This window comes from Nonomuraea sp. JJY05 (genome assembly GCF_043496855.1).
GTDB lineage: Bacteria > Actinomycetota > Actinomycetes > Streptosporangiales > Streptosporangiaceae > Nonomuraea.
In genome coordinates this window covers 165,063-188,410 of sequence record NZ_JBIEIS010000012.1, presented here as the reverse complement: position 1 = coordinate 188,410, position 23,348 = coordinate 165,063, and the positions used below count along the sequence as shown (strand labels likewise).

Below are 23,348 nucleotides of genomic sequence, written 5' to 3'. Positions count from 1 at the left end.
GGCAGCGTACGCCCCATACGCCGCGAACCGCGACCGAAAGCGACCGCTATTTGACCTTGTCGAAAGTGTCAGGACGGGAGAAGAGATAACCCCGCGACAGCGGCCAGTAGCGGACCACGGCCTTGCCGATCACGTCGTTCTCCGAGATGAACCCGCCTCCGGCCTCGTCCATGTGGGCCCGCGAGTCGGCCGAGGCGCTGCGGTGGTCGCCCATCAGCCAGAGCTTTCCGGACGGCACGGTGACGTTGAACTTATCGCCGGAAGCGTAATCGCCGGGGTAGAGGTAGGAAGTCTCCTCCAGCGGCGTGCCGTTGACCGTGATGCGCTTCTTGGAGTCGCAGCACACCACCTTGTCGCCGCCGACGCCGATGACCCGCTTGATGGTGTCCTCGCCGTTGCTCCAGCCCTTGAAGACCACGATGTCGCCGCGCTCGGGCTTGCCCGCCAGCTTGTTGACGAACACCCGGTCGTTGACCAGCAGAGTGTTCTCCATCGAGACGGACGGGATGTAGAACGAGCCGACCACGAACGCCTGCAGCAGCAGCGCGATGCCCACGCCCAGGACCAGCAGCAGCACCGTCTCGCGGAAGCCGCCCTTTTTCTTCTCTTTCCCCACGCCCTCCGCCTTCTTGGTGACGGCCATCAGCGCTTCCTCCCCCTACAGCGGCGACGGACCAGGACCAAGGGTAGGGCCAGCCCGAACCCGGCGACCAGCGGTACGGAGCCACCGAGCGCCTGAAGCGCCGGTTGGGCGAACGTATCCGGAATGTCGATCGAAGTCGCCCGGTTGAACGGCCAGACGATCACGAAGGCCCGCCCGATGACCTGGCTCACGGGAATGGAGCCGCCGCCCGCGTCACCGGTGTGGGATCGGGAGTCGAGGGAGACCGAGCGATGGTCGCCCATCACCCACAGCCGCCCCTCCGGCACCGTGATGTCGAAGAACTTGTCGGACGGCACGTTGCCCGGATAGAGATAGCTCTCCTCGTCGATGGGCGTGCCGTTGACCGTGATGCGGTTCTTGGAGTCGCAGCACTTCACGTGGTCGCCGCCGACGCCGATGACCCGCTTGATGTAGTCCTTCTCGCCGGGCACGATGCCGAACGCCGTGCCAACCCAGCGGAAGAAGGCCGCCACCGGGTTGGACGGCTCCTCCATCTGGAACTCACCGTCCCAGGAGTCGACCCCCGAGAAGACCACCACGTCGCCGCGCTCGATGTCACGCGTGTGGTAAACGAGCTTGTTGACCAGGACCCTGTCGTTTTTCAACAGGGTGTTCTCCATCGACTCCGACGGAATGTAGAAGGCCTGGACCACAAACGTCTTGATGATCAGGGCCAGCACCAGGGCCACGACGACAAGAACGGGAAGCTCTTTCCAGAACGACCCCTTCTTCTCTTTTTTCTCGCCTTTAGCCGGCTTCTGAGTCTCTTCGGCGACCACGTCCACCTCGTCCTCGACAGGGCGGCGCGCCGCGCCGTGCTCCTGGCTCTCGCTAGTCATCGCTGACGAGCCTAGATGATGCTTCGGCTCGACAAGCCTCGACCGACGTTACACCCATGCACGAGTCGCTCCACATAAAGGAAACGGCCCTGTAAAGCCGAATGGCCCGCGCGAGTGCGCGGGCCACGGAAAGACCGGGCTACTTGGCGGCCGTCGTCTCGCGCTTCTCGCGGATACGGGCGGCCTTGCCGCGCAGGTCGCGCATGTAGTAAAGCTTGGCCCGGCGCACGTCACCGCGGGTCACGAGCACGATCTTCTCGATGACCGGGCTGTGCACGGGGAAGGTGCGCTCGACGCCGACGCCGTAGCTGACCTTGCGGACCGTGAAGGTCTCGCGGGCGCCGCTGCCCTGCCTGCGCAGCACGAAGCCCTTGAAGACCTGGATACGGGAGCGGTTTCCTTCGACGACTCGTACGTGGACCTCGAGCGTGTCACCGGGACGGAAGTCCGGCACGTCGCTGCGCAGCGTCGCCTTCTCGAGCTCCTGGATCTTCGTGTGCATGAGAGCTGTCCTCAAGTCCTCGTGAGCACGCGGAGGTCCACCCGGCCGTGGCTCGCGGCGGACACGCCTGCTGATGTGATGAACCCGGGATCGTTTCCCGGGCATGACAGACCGACCAAATGACGGTCGGCAGCGATTCAGTTTGCCATATCTTCGCGCTCGACGCGAAACGACAGCTCCTCGAGGAGCTTCCTGTCGTGCTTGTCGAGCGTGTCGGGGTCGAGCGCCGCCGCCAGCTCCGGCCGGTTCCGTACGGTACGGCGCAGCGCCTGGTCACGCCGCCATCTGGCGATTTTTCCGTGATGCCCGGACAGCAGCACCTCAGGCACTTCATGCCCCCGCCAGACGGGCGGCTTGGTGTAGACGGGGCCCTCGACCAGATTCTGCATGGATCCGGGCGCGAAGGAGTCGTCCACGGCCGACTGGGCATTGCCCAGCACGCCGGGCAGCAGCCGCCCGATGGCCTCCACCATGACCAGCACCGCCACCTCGCCCCCGGCCAGCACATAGTCCCCGATGCCGACCTCGTCGACCCGCAGCCGGGAGCCGTACTCCTCCATGACCCGCGAGTCGATGCCCTCGTAGCGCCCGCACGCGAACAGCAGCCACGGCTCCCCCGCCAGCTCCTGCGCGAGCTCCTGGGTGAACGGCCGCCCGCTCGGCGTCGGAACGATCATCCGCGGCGCGCCGTCCCCGGCCACGGCGTCGATGGCCTCGCCCCACACCTCAGGCTTCATGACCATGCCCGGCCCCCCGCCGTAGGGGGTGTCGTCCACGGTCTTGTGCACGTCGTGGGTCCAGTCACGGAGCTGGTGTACGCGTACGTCGAGCGTGCCGCGCTCACGGGCCTTGCCGATCAGCGAGACGTCGAGCGGCGCGAAGTATTCAGGGAAGATCGAGATGATGTCGAGCCGCATCACAGCAGGCCCTCTGGCGGGTCGACGACCAGCCGACCGCCTTCCAGGTCGATCTCGGGCACCAGCGCCTTGACGAACGGGATGAGCGCCTCGTCCGCCCCGGCCCTGCGCACCACCAGGAGGTCCTGGCCGTGGTGCAGGACGTCGGTGACCTCGCCCACGGGATCTCCCGCGGCGGTCTCCACCGTCAGCCCGATGAGCTGATGATCGTGGAACTCGTCGGGGTCGTCGGAGGGCACCACCTCGGCCGAGTCGATGACCAGCATGGTGCCCCGCAGCTCCTCCGCCACGTCGCGGTCGGCGACCCCTTCGAAGGTCAGCAGCAGGAAGCCCTTGTGCCAGCGGCGGCCCGCGATGACGAGCGGCCCTCTGCCGGCGGGATCCGTGGCGATGGACGTGCCCACGGCGAAACGCAGCTCGGGATCGTCGGTGCGTACCTCCACGGTCACTTCACCGCGCACCCCGTGCGGACGGCCGATCCGGCCGACGACCAGCTGCAACATGAACTCCTAACGCAAGCGCCCCCATCGGCCGGCAAAGCCGATGAGGGCGCGGAAACCTGACGCTAACGGACTGCTTCGTGCAGGTCGAGCAGGTCGACCCGTACGTACTTCCCGTCGGCCAGGGCGTTCACGACCGTGCGCAGCGCCTTGGCGGTGCGCCCGCCGCGTCCGATGACCTTGCCCAGGTCCTCGGGGTGCACCCGGACCTCCAGGACGCGCCCGCTGCGAATGCGGCGTGCGCGGACCCGGACATCGTCTGGATGTTCGACGATGCCCTTGACGAGGTGCTCGAGAGCCTCCTCGAGCACGTCAGGCCTCGCCCTCGGCCTGGGTCTCGGCGGGGGCCTCTGCCTCTTCCTTCTTCTTGGCCTTCTTCGGCGTGGTGGCGGCCGTGCCGGTGTCGCCACCGGACAGCGCCTCCTTGGCCGCGGCCTCGTAGAGGGCGTGACGGTCAGGCGCGGGCTCGGCGACCTTCAGCGGCGCAGGGGCGGGCTCGCCCTTGAACTTCTGCCAGTCGCCGGTGAGCTTGAGCAGCTTGAGGACGGGCTCGGTCGGCTGCGCGCCGACCCCCAGCCAGTAGGCCGCACGCTCGGCGTTGACCTCGATGCGCGAAGGGTTGTCCTTCGGGTGGTACAGGCCGATCTCCTCGATCGCCCGGCCGTCACGCTTGGTGCGGCTGTCGGCGACGACGATGCGGTATTGAGCGTTGCGGATCATGCCGAGCCGCTTGAGCTTGATCTTGACTGCCACGGGTGTGGTCTCTCCTGCATTCGAGCGTGGGTGAACGGCATCTCGCCGAGTGGGGCACGACGGGACGACGCTCCAGGGACAGGCGCGTCCGGCGGGAGGTGAGAGGGCACCCGCCTGGTCACGATGTTCCAACATGCCATTGTGCCAGATCGACGGCACTGCCATCGACGTTCCGTCACGACGCGCCGCCTCCGTCTGTGCCCGAACGGCTCACGGAGGCTCGGCGGCGCGCTTGCGACCTGGCCGCATGTACGGCGAGCGACCCGCTCATGCTATCCCGCCGACGCATGATCCCCGGCCGCCCCATCCACGGGAACGGGACGACCGGTTCCCGGTGGCGCCCCGGGCGCGGCGCACGTCCCAGGACCGAGAGCACGCCGCTGCGGACCCCAGGGTGGTCCGCTGCCTACGCAGGAGCCTCAGGGGGCGCCGGAAAGTGGAGGCCCGCCAGGCACGCGCCACCGAAAGCCGGGGCACGCGCCGGCGGAGAGCCACGGCGCGGCCCCGCGCGGCCCCGCGCGGCCGGAGCGAAGACCGCCGGTAGCCCGGGATGGGCCGCCACCGGACGACCGGAGCAATGGGCCGCCACCAGACGCCGGAGCACCGACGCCGGGCGGTCGGGAAGGCCGGGACAGGCCGCCGGAAGGGCGGGGTCCCGGCGTAGATTACTTCTGGCCGGGCAGGCGGAACTTGGAGGGGTCGAAGCCGGGCGGCAGCTCCACCCCCGGAGGCAGCTTGCCCAGGTTGCCCAGCAGGCCGCCGCTCTTGGGCTCGTCCACCGGAGCCTCCGCGGCGGAGGCCTTGCCGAGGGCCGCCTTGCGCGGGTCGCCGCTGACGCGCCGCCCCTTCTTGGCCTTCTTCTGCGCCTTGCCCGCCTTGCCCCGGCCGCCCGGCATGCCGGGAATGCCCATGCCGCCCGCCATCCGCTTCATCATCTTCTGCGCCTCGAAGAAGCGGGTGACGAGGTTGCTGACGGCGGTGACCGAGACGCCGGAGCCGGCCGCGATGCGGGCCCGGCGCGACCCGTTGATGATCTTGGGGTCCTGGCGCTCCCCGGGCGTCATCGAGCGGATGATGGCGGCGATGCGGTCGAGGTCGCGGTCGTCGATGGAGTTGAGCTGGTCGCGCATCTGCCCCATGCCGGGCATCATGCCCAGCAGGTTTTTGATGGGCCCCATCTTCTGGACCATCATCATCTGCTCGAGGAAGTCCTCGAGCGTGAAGTTTTCGCCCGAGGTGAGCTTGCCCGCCATCTTGGCGGCCTGCTCCTCGTCGAACGTCTTCTGGGCCTGCTCGATCAGGGTGAGGATGTCACCCATGTCGAGGATGCGGGAGGCCATCCGGTCGGGGTGGAAGGCGTCGAAGTCTTCGAGCTTCTCGCCCGTGGAGGCGAACATGATCGGCCGGCCCGTGATGTGCCGCACCGACAGGGCGGCGCCACCGCGGGCGTCGCCGTCGAGCTTGGTCAGCACGACCCCGTCGAAGCCGACGCCCTCCATGAACGCCTGCGCCGTCGTGACGGCGTCCTGGCCGATCATGGCGTCGACCACGAACAGGACCTCGTCGGGCGAGACCGCGTCGCGGATGTCGGCGGCCTGCTTCATCATCTCCTGGTCGATGCCCAGGCGGCCGGCGGTGTCGATGATGACGATGTCGTGCAGCAGGCGCTTGGCCTCGTCGATCGACGTGCGGGCGACCGCGATCGGGTCGCCGGTGCCGTTGCCCGGCTCGGGGGCGTAGACCGCGACCCCGGCGCGCTCGCCCACGACCTGGAGCTGCTGGACGGCGTTGGGGCGCTGCAGGTCGGCGGCGACCAGCATGGGCGTGTGGCCCTGCTCGCGCAGCCACCTGGCCAGCTTGCCGGCCAGGGTGGTCTTACCGGCGCCCTGCAGACCCGCCAGCATGATCACGGTCGGCGGCGTCTTGGCGAAGCGGAGCCTGCGCGTCTCGCCGCCGAGGATCGCGATCAGCTCGTCATTGACGATCTTGACGACCTGCTGCGCCGGGTTGAGCGCCTGGGACACCTCGGACCCGCGGGCGCGCTCCTTGACCTGGGCGACGAACGCCTTGACCACCGGGAGCGCGACATCGGCCTCCAACAGGGCGATGCGGATCTCGCGGGTGGTGGCGTCGATGTCGGCATCGGACAGCCGGCCTTTGGACCGGAGGGAGGAGAAGACCGATGTCAACCGGTCGGATAGCGTCTCGAACACGTGGTTGGCCAGTCCTCGAAGCGAATGAACGTCTAAGACTCCAGCCTATCCGCTCCGCTAGCCGCTCCAGCCTGGCACGGCCATGCGGACCGAGAGCGCGTGCTCGACCAGGTTGATCAGCGCGGTCTTGACCGAGTCCTTCGAGCGGGCGTCCAGGCGCACCATCGGGATGTGCGGCGCCAGGGTCAGGGCGTCGCGCACTTCGGTGTCGCTGTGGGCGTACTGGCCGTCCCAGCCGTTCACCCCCACGATGAACGGCAGCTGGGCCTCCTCGAAGTAGTCGATCGCGGGGAAGCTGTCCGCCAGGCGGCGCGTGTCCACGAGCACCACCGCGCCGATGGCGCCGCGGACGAGGTCGTCCCACATGAACCAGAACCGGTGCTGTCCGGGCGTGCCGAACAGGTAGAGGATCAGGTCACGATCGAGCGAGACGCGGCCGAAGTCCATGGCGACGGTCGTGGTCGACTTCAGCGGCGTCATGCCCAGATCGTCGATGCCCTTGGAGGCGTCGGTCATGACGGCCTCCGTGGTCAACGGCATGATCTCCGACACCGCGCCGACGAAGGTCGTCTTGCCCACCCCGAACCCACCGGCGACGACGATCTTCGTCGAGGTCAAACCGGGGCTAGAGCCTGCGAAGTCCACTGAGCACCCTTTCCAGCAGGTTGACGTCCGGCCTACCCGCATCCAGCTGCGGCTGATGCACCCGAACCAGGCCCTCGGCCGCCATATCCGCGATCAGAACACGCACCACACCGAGCGGGATCCGCAGCAGCGCCGAGACCTCAGCCACCGACCTGACCTGCAGGCACAGCTGGCTGATCGCCTTGTACTCCGGGGTGATGTGCGAGAACTCCCGGTGCTCGGCGGTCGCCGAGGACACCAGGGCCTCCATGGCCAGCTTGACCTTGGGCGCGGTACGCCCGCCGGTCACGGCATAGGGCCGTACCGGCGAGGCGGGGTCGTTGCTGGGCGGCGGCGGAGGGGGAGGCTGCCAGCTCCCACTGTTCTGGGAATCCCATGCACCGCTGTTATGGGAGTCCCAGCCGCCGCTGTTCCATCTCGGGTCTGTCACCTACATCACCTGGTCTGGCTGGCGCGCAACTCTGCGCGCACAGCCGGGGTCAGCACCTGGCCGGCGCGATCAACCATCAGCGTCATCTGGTACGCCACCAGACCCATGTCACAGTCCGGAGCAGCCAGCACCGCCAGGCACGAGCCGTCGCTGATCGACATGATCAACATCAGCCCGCGCTGCATCTCGACGATCGTCTGATTGACCGGACCGCCCTCGAACACCCTGGCCGCACCCTGCGTCAGGCTCACCAGACCCGACGCGATCGCCGCCAGCTGGTCAGCACGGTCGGCCGGAAAGCCCGACGAGGCCGCCAGCGGCAGCCCGTCGGAGGAGACGACCACCGCGTGAGCGACGCCAGGAACGGTGCTGACGAAATCGGTGATTAACCAGTCCACCCCACGTGCCGACTGGCTCAAGTCATTCATGCGCGCTCATCCCTGCTTTCAACACTTCTCGGACCGGAGGGGTACGTCCTGCCCTCGCTGATGTCGTCACGTGCCGCCCTGAACCCCTGCTGGAAGCTCGAAAGGCGGCTGCGCACCCGCTCCGGCGAGACCGCCGGCATGGGGGCGACGCCCTTGGGCGCCGAGACGGTGTCGGCCGAGCCGGGCACCAGGTTGGCCTTGGGCACCCGCTTGGGCAGCCCGGCCGCGGTCGCGCCGTCACGTACCGGCTCGACGACCGCCTCCGCGGCGCTCCAGCCCGCGTCCGCCTTGGCGGAGCCCCAGGTGGCGGCGCCCTCGTTGCCGTGCTCGAACCAGGCCGACTCGACCGAGGCGAAGATCGGCAGGTATTCGTCACCCGAAGAGGCGGGCTTCACGGCCGGGATGGGACCGGTGGCCGCCGACTCCGTTTCGGGGAAGTCGTACCTCGGCTGCCCCATGTCCATCTGGTCGCCGCCGAAGGGCCGTCTCGGCAGGGAGTTGCCGGTGTCCTGGCCCCAGTCACCCGGCCTGTTGTCCTGGCCCCAGTCGCCCGGCCGGCTGTTGGAGTTGCGCGCCGGCACCCAGACGTCAGAGGTGTCGTAGCCGCCGCTGCTGCTGCGCGGGTCGGACGGCCAGCCCACGTCCATGCTCGGCTGGGCCGAGAAGGACGGCTGTGAGGGGAACGACGGGTGTCCCGGTCCGGGCTGGTAGCCTCCCGGACCCCACTGGGGGGCGGGCGGCGGCGGCACGGGGGGCATCGGGGGTTGCATGGGAGGCATGGAAGGCATGGAAGCCATGGGCGAACGGGAGCCGAAGCCCTCGTCGAACGAGTCCAGGGTCCCCATGCTGTTGCCACCGGGGGTGGCGTAGGCGGGAGACTGCGAGCCGAGCAGCGCTTCCGGCATCAGGACCATGGCGGTCAGACCGCCGGTGCCGTGGGGGCGCAGCTGCACCCGGATGCCGTGGCGGTGCGCCAGACGCGCGACCACGAACAGGCCCATGCGGCGTGACACGGACACGTCCACGGTGGGGGCGTCCATGAGGCGGTCGTTGGCGATGGTGAGCTCGTCCGGGGTCATGCCGATGCCGGAGTCGCTGATCGACAGCATGACGCCGCCGCCGTCGATCCGGCTGCCGGAGACGGTCACCCGGGTCTCGCGCGGCGAGAACGACAGGGCGTTCTCGATCAGCTCGGCCAGCAGGTGGATGACGTCGTTGACGGCCTGACCGGCCACGGCGACGCCGTCGGGCACCTGGAGGACGACCCGCTCGTAGTTCTCGACCTCGGACAGCGAGGCGCGGGCGACGTCGACCAGCTTGACGGGCTTGCTCCAGCGCCGGGGCGGTTCCTGGCCCGCGAGGACCAGCAGGTTCTCGCTGTTGCGCCGCATGCGGGTGGCCAGGTGGTCCAGCTTGAACAGGTTGCCGAGTCGCTGCTCGTCCTGCTCGCCCTGCTCCAGACCGTCGATCAGGGTGATCTGCCGCTCGACCAGCGTCTGGCTGCGCCGCGACAGGTTCACGAACATCGCGTTGACGTTGCTACGCAGGCGGGCCTCCTCGCCCGCCAGCCGGACCGCCTCGCGGTGGATCTCGTCGAACGCCCGCGCGACTTCACCGATCTCGTCCTGAGAGGCGACGCCGATGGGCTGGACATCGATGTTCTCCACCGACTCCGCCTCACGGAGCTGGCGGACGGTGTCGGGCAGCCGGCGACCGGCGATGAACAGCGCCTCCCTGCGCAGCCTGCGCAGGGGGCCGCTCAGCGAGCGCGCCATGAAGACGGTGACCAGCAGCACGAGGATGAGCAGGATCAGGATGCCGACCGCGACGATGACGGCGCTCTGCTGCTCGGACCCTTCCAGGGTGCGGCTGCGGAGCACGATCGAGTCGGCCACGCGCTGCTCGACCTTGCGCATCCCGTCGACGGTCTCGCTGATGGCGGCGAACCAGTCCTTGCCGTCACGGGTGAGCCCGAGCTTCGGGTCCGACACGTTCCGTGGTTGCCCCAGGCTCTGCAGGAACAGGGCTCGGGCGGCCAGGATCTCCGCGCGGTCGACGGCCTTGCCGCTGACGGTGTCGTCGTACGCCTGGCGCAGCTCAAGGGGGACCTGCGCACGGAAGGTGGCCAGCTCGCTGTTCTTCTGGGCGCGGGCGGCGATGAAGGAGTCGAGCTCGACCCGGCCGAACTCCCTGGTGGCCAGGGCGGCCACGAGCAGCGCGCGCTGCGTGGAGACGTACTGCTTGGCCCGGGCGAGGGCGGCGAAGCCGGAGACGCTCGCCGAGAGCTCCTTGTCGACCGCACCTTGGTCGATGGTGTCGTTCAGGGAGAGGAGGTCTGTGATGAACCGGTCGTAGAGCTCGATGACGGAGTTCACGTCGAGCTGGGAGTCCATCGCGTTCTTGCGCGCGGTGTCGAGCTCGTTGAGACGGTTCTTGATGCGCAGGGCCTCGGGGGCCTGGGGGCTCTCGGAGGTCGCCAGCGCGTCGACGCTGCCCTTGACCTCGGCGACGAGCTTGTTGACCGGCTCGTACTGATCGGTCACTTCGGTCCGGCCGGCCTTGCGCCCGAGGGCGACGAAGCGTGCGGTGTAGTCGCGCTCCACCTCGACCTCGTGAGCGAGGGCGGTCAGCCGGCTCGCCAGCACGGCGACCTCGTTGACCTGTGCGTAGTCGCCGGCACTCGCGATCGAGGTGGTGACGCGCAGGCCACCGAGTACGAGCGCGGCCAGGGTCGGGATGACGACCAGAACCAGGAGCTTGGAGCGCACACGCCAGTTACGCAGGGAGAAACGCGATCCCGTCCGAGCCTTCCCGGAATCGCCCGTAACGCCCGGGGCGGCCGGCTGCTGTGGTCCGCCAGACGCGTGTCGGGGGGCTTCCTCTATTAAGCCCGGATCCCCGCCCACAGAGGGGACAACACTCTTCACTTGCCTCCGCAACCTCTCCTCGGACGGTCTGGTGCACGAAGATCACGTTATGCAGGTTGTTTGCGGTGTGACGCCGACGCACCCTTGGGGCGAGAGCTTATTGGAGCACATCAACACGAGATCGGCCAATAGCGCAAAGATCACGGTCGACACACAGCTGCACATTTTACGCAAATCACAACACCTGCCACAGGCCCATGAAGTCAAGCCGAGACAGGGAGAATAATCGGACAAAAGGGATATATCGCCACATATGGTGATATATCTTGTTAATTTTAGGAGTTCCCGGTGCATCGGGAACTACGGGCTGCGCTAGGGTTCACCCGTCGCTGACACCCTCAGTTACCAACACCCCCACCCCCATGGGTTCATAAGGAGACGCGTAATGCGGTTCGGTGCATTAGGGCGTAGTGCCCTGATTGGGCTTGTGAGTACCCTCGTCATCACCGGGTGTTCAAGTTCTGGCGACAAACCAGAAAGCTCGAGTTCCGCGGCCGGCGGCATGAAAACCGACCTGCTGGTCGGACAGTATCCGGGTGCGGACTCCGCGCCACTGTTCATCGCCATGGAGCGCGGCTTCTTCAAGGAAGAGGGCCTCAACGTCAAGCAGGAGCCCATCCAGGCTCCCCAGGCGGTGCTCCCCAAGCTCGCCAACGGCCAGATGGACGTCGTGCTGGGCAGCTACGCCACGATCCTGACCATCCAGCAGGCCGGCACTGAGAAGTTCAAGTACATCGCGGACTCCTACCAGGGCGCGCCCGGGGCCTTCGGCATCATGGTCAAGAAGGACTCCCCGATCAAGCAGGTCGCCGACCTGAAGGGCAAGAAGATCGGCGTCAACATCGTCGGTGGTCTGGGCACGCTCACGATGAGCCCGCACTTCAAGATCGCCGGTCTCGACCCCACCCCCGGCAAGGACATCAACTACGTCGTGATCCCGACGACGGAATGGATCTCCTCGCTGGACAAGGGCAGCGTCGACGCCGTGTGGATGACGGACCCGTACGTCAGCCAGGCGAAGAAGGAGATCGGCGCCACCATGCTGCTGGACACCATGTCCGGCCCGACCGACGGTCTGCCCATCACCGGCTGGGCGGCCACGGAGAAGTGGACGCAGAACAACCCCAAGACCCTGGCCGCCTTCCAGCGGGCCATGGCCAAGGCGCAGCAGATCGCCGCCACCGACCGCAGCGCGGTCACCAAGGTCCTGCCGACCTTCACCAAGATCCCGGCTGAGACCGCCGCCACGATCAACCTCGGCGCCTACCCGACCTCGCTGAACGCCCAGCGCATCCAGCGGGTGGCCGACCTGATGTTCGACTCCGGCCTGCTCAAGCAGAAGTTGGACGTCAACTCGATGATCTACGCAGCACCTCAGGGATGATGACCACGATCAACCCGGCGCGGCGCGGGCAGACCCCGCTCGCCCGCGCCAAGCTGGCCAAATACACCCGCCACGCCATCGGCGTGGCGGGTTTTCTGCTTGCCTGGCAACTTCTCGGCATGACGGGCCTGTTCAAGTGGATGCCTCCGGCCGCGGACACCCTGGCCAGGACGTTCTCCCTGGCCGTGGACCCGGAGTTCCTCGGGGACATCGGGGGCACGCTCACGGCGGCGGCCATCGGGCTGCCGCTGGCCGTCCTGATCGCCGTCCCGATCGGGCTGCTGCTGGGAACGGTCCCGGTGGTCGAGGAGATGACCCGGGTGTTCGTGGAGTTCCTGCGGCCCATCCCCTCGGTGGCGCTGATCCCGCTGGCGCTGTTCTTCTTCCAGCCGGAGATCAACGCCAAGGTGGCGCTCATCGTGTTCGCCGCCTCCTGGCCGATCCTGATCAACACCCTGTACGGCGTGCGTGACGTGGACCCGCTGGGCAAGGAGACGCTGCGCTCGTTCGGGTTCGGCCCCGGCGCGGTGATCTGGCGGGTCGCCCTGCCGAGCGCGGCGCCCTTCATCGCGACGGGCGTCCGGCTGGCCGCCTCCATCACGCTCATCCTGGCCATCAGCGTCGAGTACATCGTGGGCGGCTCGGTGGGCGTCGGAGGCTTCCTCATCGAGGCGAGCACCGGCATCGGCATGGACGCGCTAATCGACGTCGTCGCGGTCCTGATCTGGGCCGGCATGATCGGGCTCGTCGTCAACATCCTGCTCGCGCGCGCCGAGCGACGGCTGTTCAAGTGGCGGAACACATGATTCTCACCCTGGTCAAGCGCCTGTGGCTGATCCCGGTCATGTTCTTCGGCTGGGAGCTGCTCGCGGGGGCGCTCGCCACTCCGTTTCTCCCCGCACCGAGCCTGATCCTGTCTCGGATGTACGAGATGTGGTTCTCCGGGCCCTACGTCTTCACCGAAGAGGCGGTCCACCACTTCCTGCCCAGCCTGATCAGGGTGGTCGGCTCCTGGGCCATCGCCGTGGTCGTGGGCGTGGGCCTCGGCGTGGCCATCGGCAGGACCCCCTGGCTGGCCGACATCGTCGAACCGCTGATCGAGTTCGGCCGGGCCGTGCCGCCTCCCGTGATGCTGCCGATCTTCCTCGTGCTCTTCCAGATCGGCCCGCAGGTGCAGATCGCGACCATCGTGTTCGGCATCGTCTGGCCGATCCTGCTCAACTCCATCGACGGCGCGCGCAACCTCGACATGCTGAAGGTCGAGACCGCGGCCGTCTTCGGCGTGCCCGCCCACCTGCGGTTCTTCCGGATCATCCTGCCCGCCGCGGCACCGAAGATCTTCGCGGGCCTGCGCCTGAGCGTCTCCCTGGCGCTGATCCTCATGGTCATCTCCGAGCTCAAGGCCAGCACCGAGGGATTCGGCTATCTCCTCAACATGGCCGTCAGCGCCGCCGACATGCCCGCCATCTGGGCCAACGTGGTGCTGCTCGGCGTGCTGGGCTTCGCACTCAACTCACTGTTCCTCACGGTGGAGCGGCGCGTGCTGACCTGGCACCGCCACGCCCACCGCCTCGCTTAGGAAAGACCACTGCTGTGACCGACCTGTTGTTGAAGAACGTGAAGGTTGTCACCCACGAACACGACGACCCCGTGGAGGCGGACATCGCCATCGCGGACGGCCGCATCGTACGGGTGGAGCCCGGCCAGTCCGCCGCCGGCGAGGTGATCGACGGCGGCGGCAAGCTGGCCTTCCCCGGAGTCGTCGACGCCCACCAGCACTGGGGCATCTACAACCCGCTGCCCGAGGACACCGAGTCGGAGAGCCGGGCCAGCGCCCAGGGCGGCGTGACGACGGCGCTCACCTACATGCGGACCGGCCAGTACTACCTCAACAGGGGCGGTCCCTACGCCGAGTTCTTCCCGGAGGTGCTCAAGCAGGCCGAGGGCCGGGCCTACGTCGATTACGGCTTCCACCTGGCGCCCATGTCGAAGGGGCACATCGGCGAGCTGCCCGACCTGGTCGAGCGGTTCGGGGTGCCGTCGTTCAAGATCTTCATGTTCTACGGCGGGCACGGGCTGCACGGGCGCTCCGACGACCAGCGGGCCTTCCTCATGCTGCCCGAGGGCGAGCGCTACGACTACGCGCACTTCGAGTTCGTGATGCGCGGTGTGCAGGCGGCCCGCGAGCGGCTGCCCGAGCTGGCGGGCGAGATCTCGTTGTCGCTGCACTGCGAGACGGCCGAGATCATGACCGCGTACACGAAGCTCGTGGAGGAGGCCGGAGACCTGAGCGGCCTGGCCGCCTACAGCGCCTCGCGCCCGCCGCACTCCGAGGGGCTGGCCGTCTTCATCGCCTCCTACCTCGCCCACGAGACGGGCCTGGCCAACATCAACCTGCTGCACCTTTCCTCCGCCAAGGCCCTGGACGCCGCCGTCCGCATGGCGGCGACGTTCCCCCACATCGACTTCCGCCGCGAGGTCACGATCGGTCACCTGCTCGCCGACATCGACACGGCCAGCGGTATCGGGGCCAAGGTCAACCCGCCGATCAGGCCGCGCGAGGACGTCGAGGCGCTGTGGGGGCACGTGCTCGACGGCACCGTGGACTGGGTGGTCAGCGACCACGCCTGCTGCCGCGAGGAGCTCAAGTTCGGCGAACCGAGCGACGACGTCTTCGTGGCCAAGGCCGGGTTCGGCGGCGCCGAGTACCTGCTGCCCGGGCTGATCACCGAAGGCCGCCGCAGGGGGCTGCCGTACGGCAGGATCGCCGCGCTGACCTCGTGGAACCCCGCCAAGCGGTACGGCCTGCGCACCAAGGGCACCCTGGCCCCCGGCTTCGACGCCGACATCTGCCTGGTCGACCCCGGGCAGACCTGGACGGTACGCGCGCAGGACTCGGAGTCGACGCAGGAGTACACGCCATTCGAGGGGTTCGAGCTGACCGCCAAGGTCACCGACACGTTCGTGCGCGGCAACCACGTGCTCGACGCCGGCAAGATCGTGGGCAGGCCGGTGGGCCGCTACGTGTCCCGGCCCGCCTGAAAGCGCATGCGCCTGCAAAGTCGATCATTCCTCGGGTACGCTCACGCAAAGTAACGTGTCTCGCTCTCCCAACTACACGTAGGAGACCCCCCATGACACGCAAACTGCGCTGTCACGTACTCACGCTCGCCGCCGTCGCCGCCCTCGCGCTCACCGGCTGCAGCGGGGGCGGCGCGTCCCCGGCCGCGATAGGACCCAACGGCTTGGAGAAGGCCACCATCAAGGTCGGGGCGCTGCCCATTCCCGACCCGGTCGCGCTCTACATCGCCCAGGTCAAGGGCTTCTTCAAGGAAGAGGGCCTGACGGTGGAGCCGGTCACGATCACCGGCGGCGCCGCCGCGCTGCCGCAGATCGAGAGCGGCGCCCTGGACATCACGCAGACCAACTACGTGTCCTCGATCCTGGCCGCCAGCCAGGGCAAGAAGATCAAGCTGGTTGCCGACATGTACCGGGCGGCCCCCAACACCTTCGAGATCATGGTTCCCAAGGACTCGCCGATCCAGAAGGTCGCGGACCTGAAGGGCAAGACGGTCCTGGTCAACAACCTCAGGAACATCGCCACGCTGGCGGTCACGACCCAGCTCAAGGCGGCCGGGCTCAGCGAGGCGGACGTCAAGTTCGCCGAGAAGCCGTTCCCCGAGATGGGCAACGCGATCACCGCGGGGCAGGGTGACGCGGGCTGGATCACCGAGCCGTTCATCACGGCCAACAAGAACGCGCTCGGCTTCCGCACGATCGCCGACACCATGACGGGCCAGACCGCCGACCTGCCCATCGCGGGCTGGATGGCCACCGACGAATGGGTGCGGCAGAACCCGAAGACGCTGGCCGCCTTCCAGCGGGCGATCTCCAAGGCGCAGCAACTCGCCTCCGGCGACCGCAAGGAGATCGAGGCGACGCTGCCGACGTACACGAAGATCGACGCCAAGACCGCCGCGGCGATCACCCTGGGCACCTACCCGAGCGCCCTGGAGGCGGCCCGGCTGCAGAAGGTGGCCGACCTCATGCTCGAGTACAAGTACATCAACGGCCCGATCGACGTGAAGTCGCTCATCGCTGCGAGCCCGGGCGGATGACGGGTGCCCGCCTGCTCCGAGGCGCCATCGGCGCCGCGGGGTTCCTCCTGGCCGGAGAGCTGGTCATCCGCTTCGGCCTGGGCGAGAACCTCCTCTTCCCGCCACCTTCGACCGTCCTGTACGAAGCCGTGCGCCTCCCGGCCGACGTCACGTTCCTGGCTGGAGTGGGCGCCACCCTCACGAACTGGGCGCTCGGCCTGCTCACCGCCGTCGCGGTGGCCGTGCCCGCGGGCGTGCTGCTCGGCGCGCTGGCGCCGGTGGAGCGGGCGATCAGGCCCGTGCTCGAGTTCATGCGGCCGATCCCCTCGGTGGCCATCATCCCGCTCGCGATCCTGCTGGTCCCGGCAGACGAGCTGATGAAGGTCTCCGTCATCGTGTACGCGTCCGTCTGGCCGATCCTGATCAACACTCTGTACGGCATGCGCGACGTGGACCCGCTGGCCAAGGAGTCCCTGCGCAGCTTCGGGTTCGGCCCGGCGGCCGTGCTCGTCAGGGTGAGCCTGCCCAGCGCGGCCCCGTTCGTGACGACCGGCGTCCGGATCGCCGCCGGGATCGCGCTGGTCCTGGCCGTCAGCGCCGAGCTGGTGGCCGGCGGCGTGAACGGGATCGGCGTCTACGTGACGGTGGCCGGCAACGGCAACCGGACCGACCTCATGATGGCGGCGACGTTCTGGGCCGGTCTCTTCGGCGTGCTCGCGAACATGGTGCTGCTCGCCGGCGAGCGCCGCCTGTTCCACTGGCACCACGCGCGGACCGGGGCGCTTTCGTGAAGGCGCTCGCCCGGCTCTGGGTGATCCCCGTGGTGCTGGCCGTCTGGGAGATCGCCGGGCGCGCGATCGGGGACACCGATTTCCCGCCGCCCACGACGATCATGGCGCGCATGCGCGAGCTGTGGTTCTCCGGCCCGCCCGCTCGTGGCTTCCTGACGAACGACGCGATCGCGAACATCCTGCCCAGCCTCGGCCGCATGTTCGGCGGCTGGCTGCTGGCCGCGCTGATCGGGATCGTGGCGGGCATGCTGCTCGGGCGTTCGCGCTCGGCGACCGACTACGTGGACCCGCTGATCGAGTTCGGCCGGGCCATCCCGCCTCCGCTGCTGCTGCCGCTGTTCCTCGTGTTGTTCCGGGCGGGCCTGACCACTCAGCTGGCCACTATCGTGTTCGGAGTGATCTGGCCGGTGCTGCTCAACACGATCGACGGTGTCAGGTCCGTCGATCGCACCTACACCGACACGGCCACGGTCTTCAACCTGTCGCGGCCGCAGCGCCTGGGCCTGGTCGTCCTGCCCGCCGCCGCTCCCAAGATCTTCGCCGGGCTGCGGCTGAGCCTGTCGCTGGCGTTGATCCTCATGGTGATCTCCGAGCTCGTCGGTGGCACGGACGGCATCGGCTACCAGTTGCTGACAGCCATGCGCAGCTTCGACGGCGCCGGGGTGTGGGCGGCGATCGCCCTGCTGGGCGTCCTCGGCTATGTCGTTAACTCCCTGTTCGTGCTGGCCGAGCGCCGGGCGCTCGTCTGGCACAGGCAGGCCACCGGTAATTCGTGAACTCTCAGGACCGAGAAAGGCATTGGCGATGAAGCTGGCCAGGTTCGTAGTCGCGGGTATGGCGATCGCGCTGACGCTCAGCGCGTGCGGCGGAGGAGGAGGGAGCCAGACGGGCACAAGCAGCACCTCGGCCGCAGGTGGGCTGGAGAAGACCCAGCTGCTGGTCGGCGTGGTGCCGGTCCCGTCGTCGGCGCCGCTGTTCATCGCGGAGAAGCGCGGCTTCTTCAAGGAGGAGGGCCTGACCGTCAAGACGGAGATCATCCAGGCGCCGCAGGCGGTCATGCCGAAGATCCTCAACGGCAGCATGGACGCGTTCCTCACGAGCTACGTGTCGCTGATGGCCATCAACGACTCGGGCGCCGCCAAGCTCAAGCTCTTCCAGCACAGCCAGGAGGCCGCCCCCAACATCGCCGGTGTCGTCGTGGCCAAGGGCTCCCCCGTCAAGACGCCCGCCGAACTCAAGGGCAAGACCATCGCGGTCAACGTGCTCAAAGCGCTCGGCCAGACGCTGACCAACGCCCACCTGCAGGAGGCCGGGCTCAAGCCCGAGGACGTCAAGTACGTCCAGGTGCCGTTCGCCGACCAGATCGCCGCGCTGGGCTCGGGGAAGGTGGACGCGGCCTGGCTGGTCGAGCCGTTCCTGACCGCGGCGAAGAAGAGCGGCGCCACGCAGCTCATCGACACCACCGACGGCGTGACGGCCGGCGTGCCGATCGACGGGTGGGGCGTCACGGAGGACTGGCTGGCCAAGAACCCGAAGACGGCCGCCGCCTTCCACCGCGCCCTGGCCAAGGCCCAGCAGATCGCGGGCTCCGACAGGAAGGCGATCGACGAGGTGGTGCCGACGTACACGCAGATCCCGGCGGACGCGGCGGCGGCGATGACGCTCGGCAAGTTCTCGATGGAGGCCGACAAGGCCAGTGTCCAGAAGCTGGCCGACCTGCTGCACGGCTACGGCTACCTCAAGGCCAAGGTGGACGTGGCTCAGCTGTTCGCGCCTGTGAGCGGATGACCGAACACCGGATCGGCCGGGCGGTGCTCGGGGGGCTCGGGATCGCCGTGTTCATCGCCCTCGCCGAGGTGGCCGGGCGGCTCGGGCTGACCCCGGCCGGATGGCCGTACGTGTCATCCGTGCTCGTCACGGCGGCAGAACTGCCGCTGGAGCCGCAGTTCAGGGCCGACGTGCTGGCCACGCTGGCCGCGTGCGCGAGCGGGCTGGTCATCGCGGTCGCGGTCGCCGTGCCCGCGGGGCTGCTGCTCGGCACGGTCCCGTTCGTGGAGCGCTCGGTGCGGCCGCTGGTGGAGTTCCTGCGGCCGATCCCGTCGGTGTCGCTGATCCCGATCGCGATGTTCCTGTGGACCGAGAGCCAGGACGCCAAAACGGCGCTGGTCGTCTACACCTGCACGTGGCCGGTGCTGATCAACACCCTGTACGGCCTGACCGACGTCGATCCGCTGGCCAAGGACACGCTGCGGAGCTTCGGCTTCGGGCCGGTCGCCGTGGCGCTGCGGGTGGGCCTGCCGAGCGCGGCGCCCTTCATCGCCACCGGCGTGCGGATCGCGGTGTCGGTCACCCTGATCGTGGCCGTCAGCGCGGAGCTGCTGGCGCCGGGCGGAGGCGGGATCGGCGCGTTCCTGTCGCTGGCGGGCAGCGCGAACCGGCTCGACCGCATGCTGGCGGCGCCGCTGTGGGCGGGGCTGATCGGGCTGGCCGCCAACCTGCTGTTCACCGCCGCCGAACGGCGCGTGTTCCGCTGGCACCGGGAACGGACGGGGGACGCCTCGTGAATTCTCTGCGCAGGCTCATGTGGTACTGGTTGCTCCCCGTGGCCGTGCTCTGCTGGGAGCTGGCCACGCGGTCCGCGCAGGCCGCGTACTTCCCGCCGCCGTCGCGGATCGTGGCCAGGCTGCACGAGCTGTGGTTCTCGGGCCCGTGGACGCGGGCGTTCCTGACCGACGAGGCCGTCGCCGACCTGCTGCCCAGCCTGGCCAGGCTGTTCGCGGGCTGGGCGGTGGCCTGCGCGGCCGGGATGGCGATCGGGGTCGCGCTCGGCCGTTCGCGCTGGTTGTCGGCCCTGGTGGAGCCGCTGCTGCACGTCGGCCGCTCGGTGCCGCCCACCACGCTGGTGCCGGTCTTCATCGCGCTGTTCAAGATCGGCACCCCGATGCAGCTGGCCGCGATCGTGTACGGCGTCGTCTGGCCCGTACTGATCAACTCCATGGACGGCGCCCGCCACGTGGACCGGCAGTACATCGAGACCGGGGTCGTCTACCGGCTCGGCCCCTGGCAGCGGCTCACCCGGATCATCCTGCCCGGCGCCTCACCCAAGATCTTCGCCGGGCTGCGGCTGAGCGTGTCGCTGGCCCTGATCATGATGATCATCTCGGAGCTGGTCGGCAGCACCGAGGGCATCGGGCACCGGATGCTGGAAGCGCAGAGCCAGTTCGACATCCCGGCCATGTGGGCGGGGATCGTGCTGCTCGGGCTGCTGGGCATCCTGCTCAACGCCGCGTTCCTGGGGTTCGAGCGCGTGGTGCTGTCGTGGCATCGAGGGGCGAGAGGCTGAGTCAGCTCACGCGGCGCTCGTTGATCAGGGTGCGCTTCACGCACACGCCGTCCTTGATCCACTGCCAGACGCGGCTGCGGGACTTGCCGTCCTCGCTCAGCACGATCATCTCGTAGAGCCGCAGGTCCTCACCCTCGGCCTTGTACTGCCAGCTGAGGTAGATGGTGCTGCCGTCCAGCTCCCAGAACTCGCCCCTGATCCGCTCGGTGTCGAACCCGCAGCGCCCGCCGCCGAGGTAGGTGCCCGGGAACTCGTGCACCTCGGCGCGCCCGTCGTCCCAGACATAGCGGTTGGTCTGGTGGTAGACGGCGTCGTCCAGGATCGCGCAGGTCATCTGGACACGGTGCCGGTCGATCGGGTTTCCCTCCCGGTCGAGGTGGAGGTACTCGCCCTCCCACTCGCCCTCGTGGCGGGCCAGCAGCGGCATGTCCGCGCGAAGTCCCATCCGGAGCTACTCCTTCGTCGAGTGCCACCAGGGGTCGGCGGCGTCGGAACGGTTGATCAGGAAGGCCCTGCGGCGTACGAACCGGCGGATGGAGGCGGCGCCCATCCGCGAACCGCCGAGCCCCGACAGGCGGAAGGAGTGCTTCTCGCCCTCGTGCACGAGCGCGGTCAGCGAGGCGTCGTTGACGCTGATCGCGCCGGCGCGCAGCCGGGCCGCCACGGCCATGGCCTGCTCCTCCGTGGCGGCGAAGACGGCGGCCGACAGCCCGTAGACCGAGTCGTTGGCCATCGCGACCGCCTCGTCGGGCCCGTCCACGGCCATGACCGGCAGCACCGGGCCGAACGTCTCCTCCGTCATCACCAGCATGCCGTGGTCGACGCCGGACAGCACGGTCGGGCGGCACCAGTGGCCGCCGCCGTGCCGCTCGATCCGGCCTCCCGTGTGCACGGTCGCGCCCTTGGCGACGGCGTCGGCCAGGTGCGCGGCGATCACGTCCTCCTGGCCCGGGCCGATGATCGGCCCGATCGGGCCGCCCTCGCAGGTCAGGCCCACCTTGCCGGCCCGGTCCACCAGCAGCGCGAGAAACTCGTCGTGGACCTCGCGGGCCACGTAGACGCGCTCGATCGACTGGCACGACTGCCCCGCGTTGGCGGTGCCGCCCCACAGGACGGCCGACGCGGCCCGCTCCAGGTCGGCCCCGGCCAGCACGATCGCCGGATCCTTGCCGCCCAGCTCCAGGAACGCGGGCACGAAGGCGCGGGCCGCCGCCTCGGCGACCACCTGTCCCGTCTCCACGCTGCCGGTGAAGACCACGGCGTCCACCAGGTCCACCAGGGCCGCGCCGGTCTCGCCGTCGCCCTCGACGACCTCCAGCGGCAGCTCGTCCGGGACCAGCCGCATCAGCGGCTCGATGAACCTGGGCGTCACCTCGCTCGGCTTGACCAGCACTGCGCAGCCGGCGGCCAGCGCGGGCACGGCGTCGATGAGGCCCAGCAGCAGCGGGAAGTTCCACGGGCTGATCACCCCGACCAGCTCGTACGGCACCACGTCGCCGCCGACGAAGACGCCCGGCAGGGAGGCGGGGGTCTCGGCCGGGGGCGCGAGGAGGGCGGGGGCCTGGCGTACCCACCGGTCGATGAGACCGGCGACGATCTGCCGCTCCAGGACCGACTCCCCCACCCGGCCGGTGTCGGCCACCAGCGCGGCGAGCAGCTCCTCGTCAGCGGCCAGCGCGGCGGCGAACCTGGAGAGGATCTCGCCGCGGTCGGCGGCCGACCGGCTGCGCTGCCTTTCGCGCAGACCGGCCGCCAGGGCGGCGAGCCGGTCGGGCGGGACAGGGGCGAGCGGCCTGTCGGCCTGCCCGGTGATCGGGTTCCTCACGTTCATGTGGTGCGGTCACGGGACATGATGCTCCTGCGATGCTCGGCGGGAGCCATTGTGATCAGGAGAGTGCCGCGGCTGTCAACGCGCCCACGCGGGCGAAAGCGGCGCGAAAGTGGAGCTAACCACCCCAGCCCGGTACGGCCATGCGGACCGAGAGCGCGTGTTCGACCAGGTTGATCAGCGCGGCCTTGACCGAGTCCTTGGAGCGGGCGTCCAGGCGCACCAACGGGATGTGCGGCGCCAGCGTCAGGGCGTCGCGTACCTCTGCGTCGCTGTGCGGATATTCACCGTCCCAGCCGTTGACGCCCACCACGAACGGCAGCTGGGCCTCCTCGAAGTAGTCGATCGCCGGAAAACTGTCGGAGAGCCGGCGCGTGTCCACGAGCACGACCGCGCCGATGGCGCCGCGTACCAGGTCGTCCCACATGAACCAGAACCGGTGCTGCCCGGGCGTCCCGAACAGGTAGAGGATCAGATCACGGTCCAGGGAGACCCGGCCGAAGTCCATGGCGACGGTCGTGGTCGACTTCAGCGGCGTCATGCCCAGATCGTCGATCCCCACGGAGGCGTCGGTCATGACGGCCTCGGTGGTCAACGGCATGATCTCCGACACCGCGCCGACGAAAGTCGTCTTGCCCACCCCGAAACCTCCAGCCACCACGATCTTCGTCGAGGTGAGACCGGGGCTAGAGCCTGCGAAGTCCACTGAGCACCCTTTCGAGCAGATTGACGTCCGGCCTGCCCTCGTCCAGCTGTGGCTGATGCACACGGACAAGACCTTCGGCAGCCATATCAGCGATCAGCACGCGCACCACGCCGAGGGGGATCCGCAGCAGGGCGGACACCTCTGCCACGGACCGCACCTGCCGGCACAGTTGACTGATCGCCTGGTACTCCGGCGTGATATGCGAGAACTCCCGGTGCTCGGCGGTCGCCGAGGACACCAGGGCCTCCATCGCCAGCTTGACCCGCGGCGCCGTCCGTCCACCTGTCACGGCGTAAGGACGGACGGGCGATGCGGGGTCGGGATTCAGCTGCGACTGGGACTGGGGCACAGGCGGGGGCGCCCAACCGCCGCTGTTCCATC

Annotated in this window: 26 protein-coding genes; 10 read left to right on the top strand and 16 right to left on the bottom strand. The window is 68.8% G+C overall.

From position 1 onward, the window contains the following. Window positions 1-46 precede the first annotated feature (46 nt). From lepB (ACFKCF_RS21015) to ACFKCF_RS20960, 12 genes are all read right to left on the bottom strand, one after another. The gene (lepB, locus tag ACFKCF_RS21015) at window positions 47-643 is read right to left on the bottom strand and encodes a signal peptidase I (protein WP_394495869.1); all 597 of its coding nucleotides are present in this window, start codon (window positions 641-643) and stop codon (window positions 47-49) included. Then, window positions 643-1,503, bottom strand: a complete 861-nt coding sequence (lepB, locus tag ACFKCF_RS21010) for a signal peptidase I (RefSeq protein WP_394495867.1) — start codon at window positions 1,501-1,503, stop codon at window positions 643-645. Before lepB (ACFKCF_RS21010) ends, lepB (ACFKCF_RS21015) begins: the two co-directional genes overlap by 1 nt. Window positions 1,504-1,642: 139 nt before the next feature. Continuing rightward, window positions 1,643-2,005, bottom strand: coding sequence for a 50S ribosomal protein L19 (gene rplS / locus ACFKCF_RS21005; RefSeq protein WP_043634900.1), 363 nt, complete (start codon window positions 2,003-2,005; stop codon window positions 1,643-1,645). 137 nt (window positions 2,006-2,142) lie between these two features. Then, on the bottom strand, window positions 2,143-2,922 hold the full coding sequence (gene trmD / locus ACFKCF_RS21000; RefSeq protein ID WP_364839595.1) for a tRNA (guanosine(37)-N1)-methyltransferase TrmD: 780 nt from the start codon (window positions 2,920-2,922) through the stop codon (window positions 2,143-2,145). Beyond that, window positions 2,922-3,422 carry a ribosome maturation factor RimM gene (gene rimM, locus ACFKCF_RS20995; RefSeq protein ID WP_394496057.1) on the bottom strand — a complete coding sequence of 167 codons (501 nt, stop codon included), beginning with the start codon at window positions 3,420-3,422 and terminating at the stop codon, window positions 2,922-2,924. Before rimM ends, trmD begins: the two co-directional genes overlap by 1 nt. 65 nt (window positions 3,423-3,487) lie before the next feature. After that, the gene (locus ACFKCF_RS20990) at window positions 3,488-3,733 is read right to left on the bottom strand and encodes an RNA-binding protein (RefSeq protein WP_043634919.1); all 246 of its coding nucleotides are present in this window, start codon (window positions 3,731-3,733) and stop codon (window positions 3,488-3,490) included. Window position 3,734: 1 nt separating this feature from the next. Beyond that, on the bottom strand, window positions 3,735-4,175 hold the full coding sequence (gene rpsP, locus ACFKCF_RS20985) for a 30S ribosomal protein S16 (protein ID WP_394495865.1): 441 nt from the start codon (window positions 4,173-4,175) through the stop codon (window positions 3,735-3,737). A 665-nt stretch (window positions 4,176-4,840) separates the two neighbouring features. Then, window positions 4,841-6,388 carry a signal recognition particle protein gene (gene ffh, locus ACFKCF_RS20980; protein WP_394495864.1) on the bottom strand — a complete coding sequence of 516 codons (1,548 nt, stop codon included), beginning with the start codon at window positions 6,386-6,388 and terminating at the stop codon, window positions 4,841-4,843. Between the two features lie 57 nt (window positions 6,389-6,445). Continuing rightward, on the bottom strand, window positions 6,446-7,006 hold the full coding sequence (locus ACFKCF_RS20975) for an ATP/GTP-binding protein (RefSeq protein WP_350730330.1): 561 nt from the start codon (window positions 7,004-7,006) through the stop codon (window positions 6,446-6,448). A gap of 7 nt (window positions 7,007-7,013) precedes the next feature. Next, the gene (locus ACFKCF_RS20970; RefSeq protein ID WP_090935922.1) at window positions 7,014-7,322 is read right to left on the bottom strand and encodes a DUF742 domain-containing protein; all 309 of its coding nucleotides are present in this window, start codon (window positions 7,320-7,322) and stop codon (window positions 7,014-7,016) included. 146 nt (window positions 7,323-7,468) lie between these two features. Then, complete coding sequence (locus tag ACFKCF_RS20965; protein WP_319719340.1) at window positions 7,469-7,891, bottom strand: roadblock/LC7 domain-containing protein; 423 nt, start codon at window positions 7,889-7,891, stop codon at window positions 7,469-7,471. Next, window positions 7,888-10,659: a nitrate- and nitrite sensing domain-containing protein gene (locus ACFKCF_RS20960; RefSeq protein WP_394495863.1), complete on the bottom strand. Its 2,772-nt coding sequence runs from the start codon at window positions 10,657-10,659 to the stop codon at window positions 7,888-7,890. The genes ACFKCF_RS20965 and ACFKCF_RS20960 overlap by 4 nt, the downstream gene beginning before the upstream one ends. 661 nt (window positions 10,660-11,320) lie before the next feature. Here ACFKCF_RS20960 and ACFKCF_RS20955 point away from each other — a divergent pair. From ACFKCF_RS20955 to ACFKCF_RS20910, 10 genes are all read left to right on the top strand, one after another. Beyond that, window positions 11,321-12,202: an ABC transporter substrate-binding protein gene (locus ACFKCF_RS20955; RefSeq protein WP_394495861.1), complete on the top strand. Its 882-nt coding sequence runs from the start codon at window positions 11,321-11,323 to the stop codon at window positions 12,200-12,202. Next, a complete protein-coding gene (locus tag ACFKCF_RS20950) occupies window positions 12,199-13,008 on the top strand; it encodes an ABC transporter permease (protein ID WP_394495859.1) in 810 nt (269 codons plus the stop codon). The genes ACFKCF_RS20955 and ACFKCF_RS20950 overlap by 4 nt, the downstream gene beginning before the upstream one ends. Then, complete coding sequence (locus ACFKCF_RS20945; protein ID WP_394495857.1) at window positions 13,005-13,781, top strand: ABC transporter permease; 777 nt, start codon at window positions 13,005-13,007, stop codon at window positions 13,779-13,781. The genes ACFKCF_RS20950 and ACFKCF_RS20945 overlap by 4 nt, the downstream gene beginning before the upstream one ends. Window positions 13,782-13,795: 14 nt before the next feature. Beyond that, window positions 13,796-15,244 carry a dihydroorotase family protein gene (locus ACFKCF_RS20940; RefSeq protein WP_394495855.1) on the top strand — a complete coding sequence of 483 codons (1,449 nt, stop codon included), beginning with the start codon at window positions 13,796-13,798 and terminating at the stop codon, window positions 15,242-15,244. 92 nt (window positions 15,245-15,336) lie between these two features. After that, window positions 15,337-16,320, top strand: a complete 984-nt coding sequence (locus ACFKCF_RS20935; protein WP_394495853.1) for an ABC transporter substrate-binding protein — start codon at window positions 15,337-15,339, stop codon at window positions 16,318-16,320. After that, a complete protein-coding gene (locus ACFKCF_RS20930; protein WP_394495851.1) occupies window positions 16,317-17,090 on the top strand; it encodes an ABC transporter permease in 774 nt (257 codons plus the stop codon). Before ACFKCF_RS20935 ends, ACFKCF_RS20930 begins: the two co-directional genes overlap by 4 nt. After that, window positions 17,087-17,866: an ABC transporter permease gene (locus tag ACFKCF_RS20925; protein ID WP_394495849.1), complete on the top strand. Its 780-nt coding sequence runs from the start codon at window positions 17,087-17,089 to the stop codon at window positions 17,864-17,866. Before ACFKCF_RS20930 ends, ACFKCF_RS20925 begins: the two co-directional genes overlap by 4 nt. Window positions 17,867-17,924: 58 nt before the next feature. After that, window positions 17,925-18,878: an ABC transporter substrate-binding protein gene (locus ACFKCF_RS20920; RefSeq protein WP_394495847.1), complete on the top strand. Its 954-nt coding sequence runs from the start codon at window positions 17,925-17,927 to the stop codon at window positions 18,876-18,878. Next, window positions 18,875-19,654: an ABC transporter permease gene (locus ACFKCF_RS20915; RefSeq protein ID WP_394495845.1), complete on the top strand. Its 780-nt coding sequence runs from the start codon at window positions 18,875-18,877 to the stop codon at window positions 19,652-19,654. Before ACFKCF_RS20920 ends, ACFKCF_RS20915 begins: the two co-directional genes overlap by 4 nt. Beyond that, window positions 19,651-20,433, top strand: coding sequence for an ABC transporter permease (locus tag ACFKCF_RS20910; RefSeq protein WP_394495843.1), 783 nt, complete (start codon window positions 19,651-19,653; stop codon window positions 20,431-20,433). The genes ACFKCF_RS20915 and ACFKCF_RS20910 overlap by 4 nt, the downstream gene beginning before the upstream one ends. Window position 20,434: 1 nt before the next feature. Here the strand turns inward: ACFKCF_RS20910 and ACFKCF_RS20905 are convergent, their stop codons facing one another. From ACFKCF_RS20905 to ACFKCF_RS20890, 4 genes are all read right to left on the bottom strand, one after another. Next, on the bottom strand, window positions 20,435-20,878 hold the full coding sequence (locus tag ACFKCF_RS20905) for a hypothetical protein (RefSeq protein WP_394495841.1): 444 nt from the start codon (window positions 20,876-20,878) through the stop codon (window positions 20,435-20,437). A gap of 6 nt (window positions 20,879-20,884) precedes the next feature. Beyond that, the gene (locus ACFKCF_RS20900; RefSeq protein ID WP_394495839.1) at window positions 20,885-22,258 is read right to left on the bottom strand and encodes an aldehyde dehydrogenase family protein; all 1,374 of its coding nucleotides are present in this window, start codon (window positions 22,256-22,258) and stop codon (window positions 20,885-20,887) included. Between the two features lie 121 nt (window positions 22,259-22,379). Next, on the bottom strand, window positions 22,380-22,967 hold the full coding sequence (locus ACFKCF_RS20895) for an ATP/GTP-binding protein (RefSeq protein WP_364839647.1): 588 nt from the start codon (window positions 22,965-22,967) through the stop codon (window positions 22,380-22,382). Then, entirely contained in the window at window positions 22,948-23,316 is a 369-nt protein-coding gene (locus tag ACFKCF_RS20890) for a DUF742 domain-containing protein (protein ID WP_185078676.1), read from the bottom strand. The genes ACFKCF_RS20895 and ACFKCF_RS20890 overlap by 20 nt, the downstream gene beginning before the upstream one ends. Window positions 23,317-23,348 lie beyond the last annotated feature (32 nt).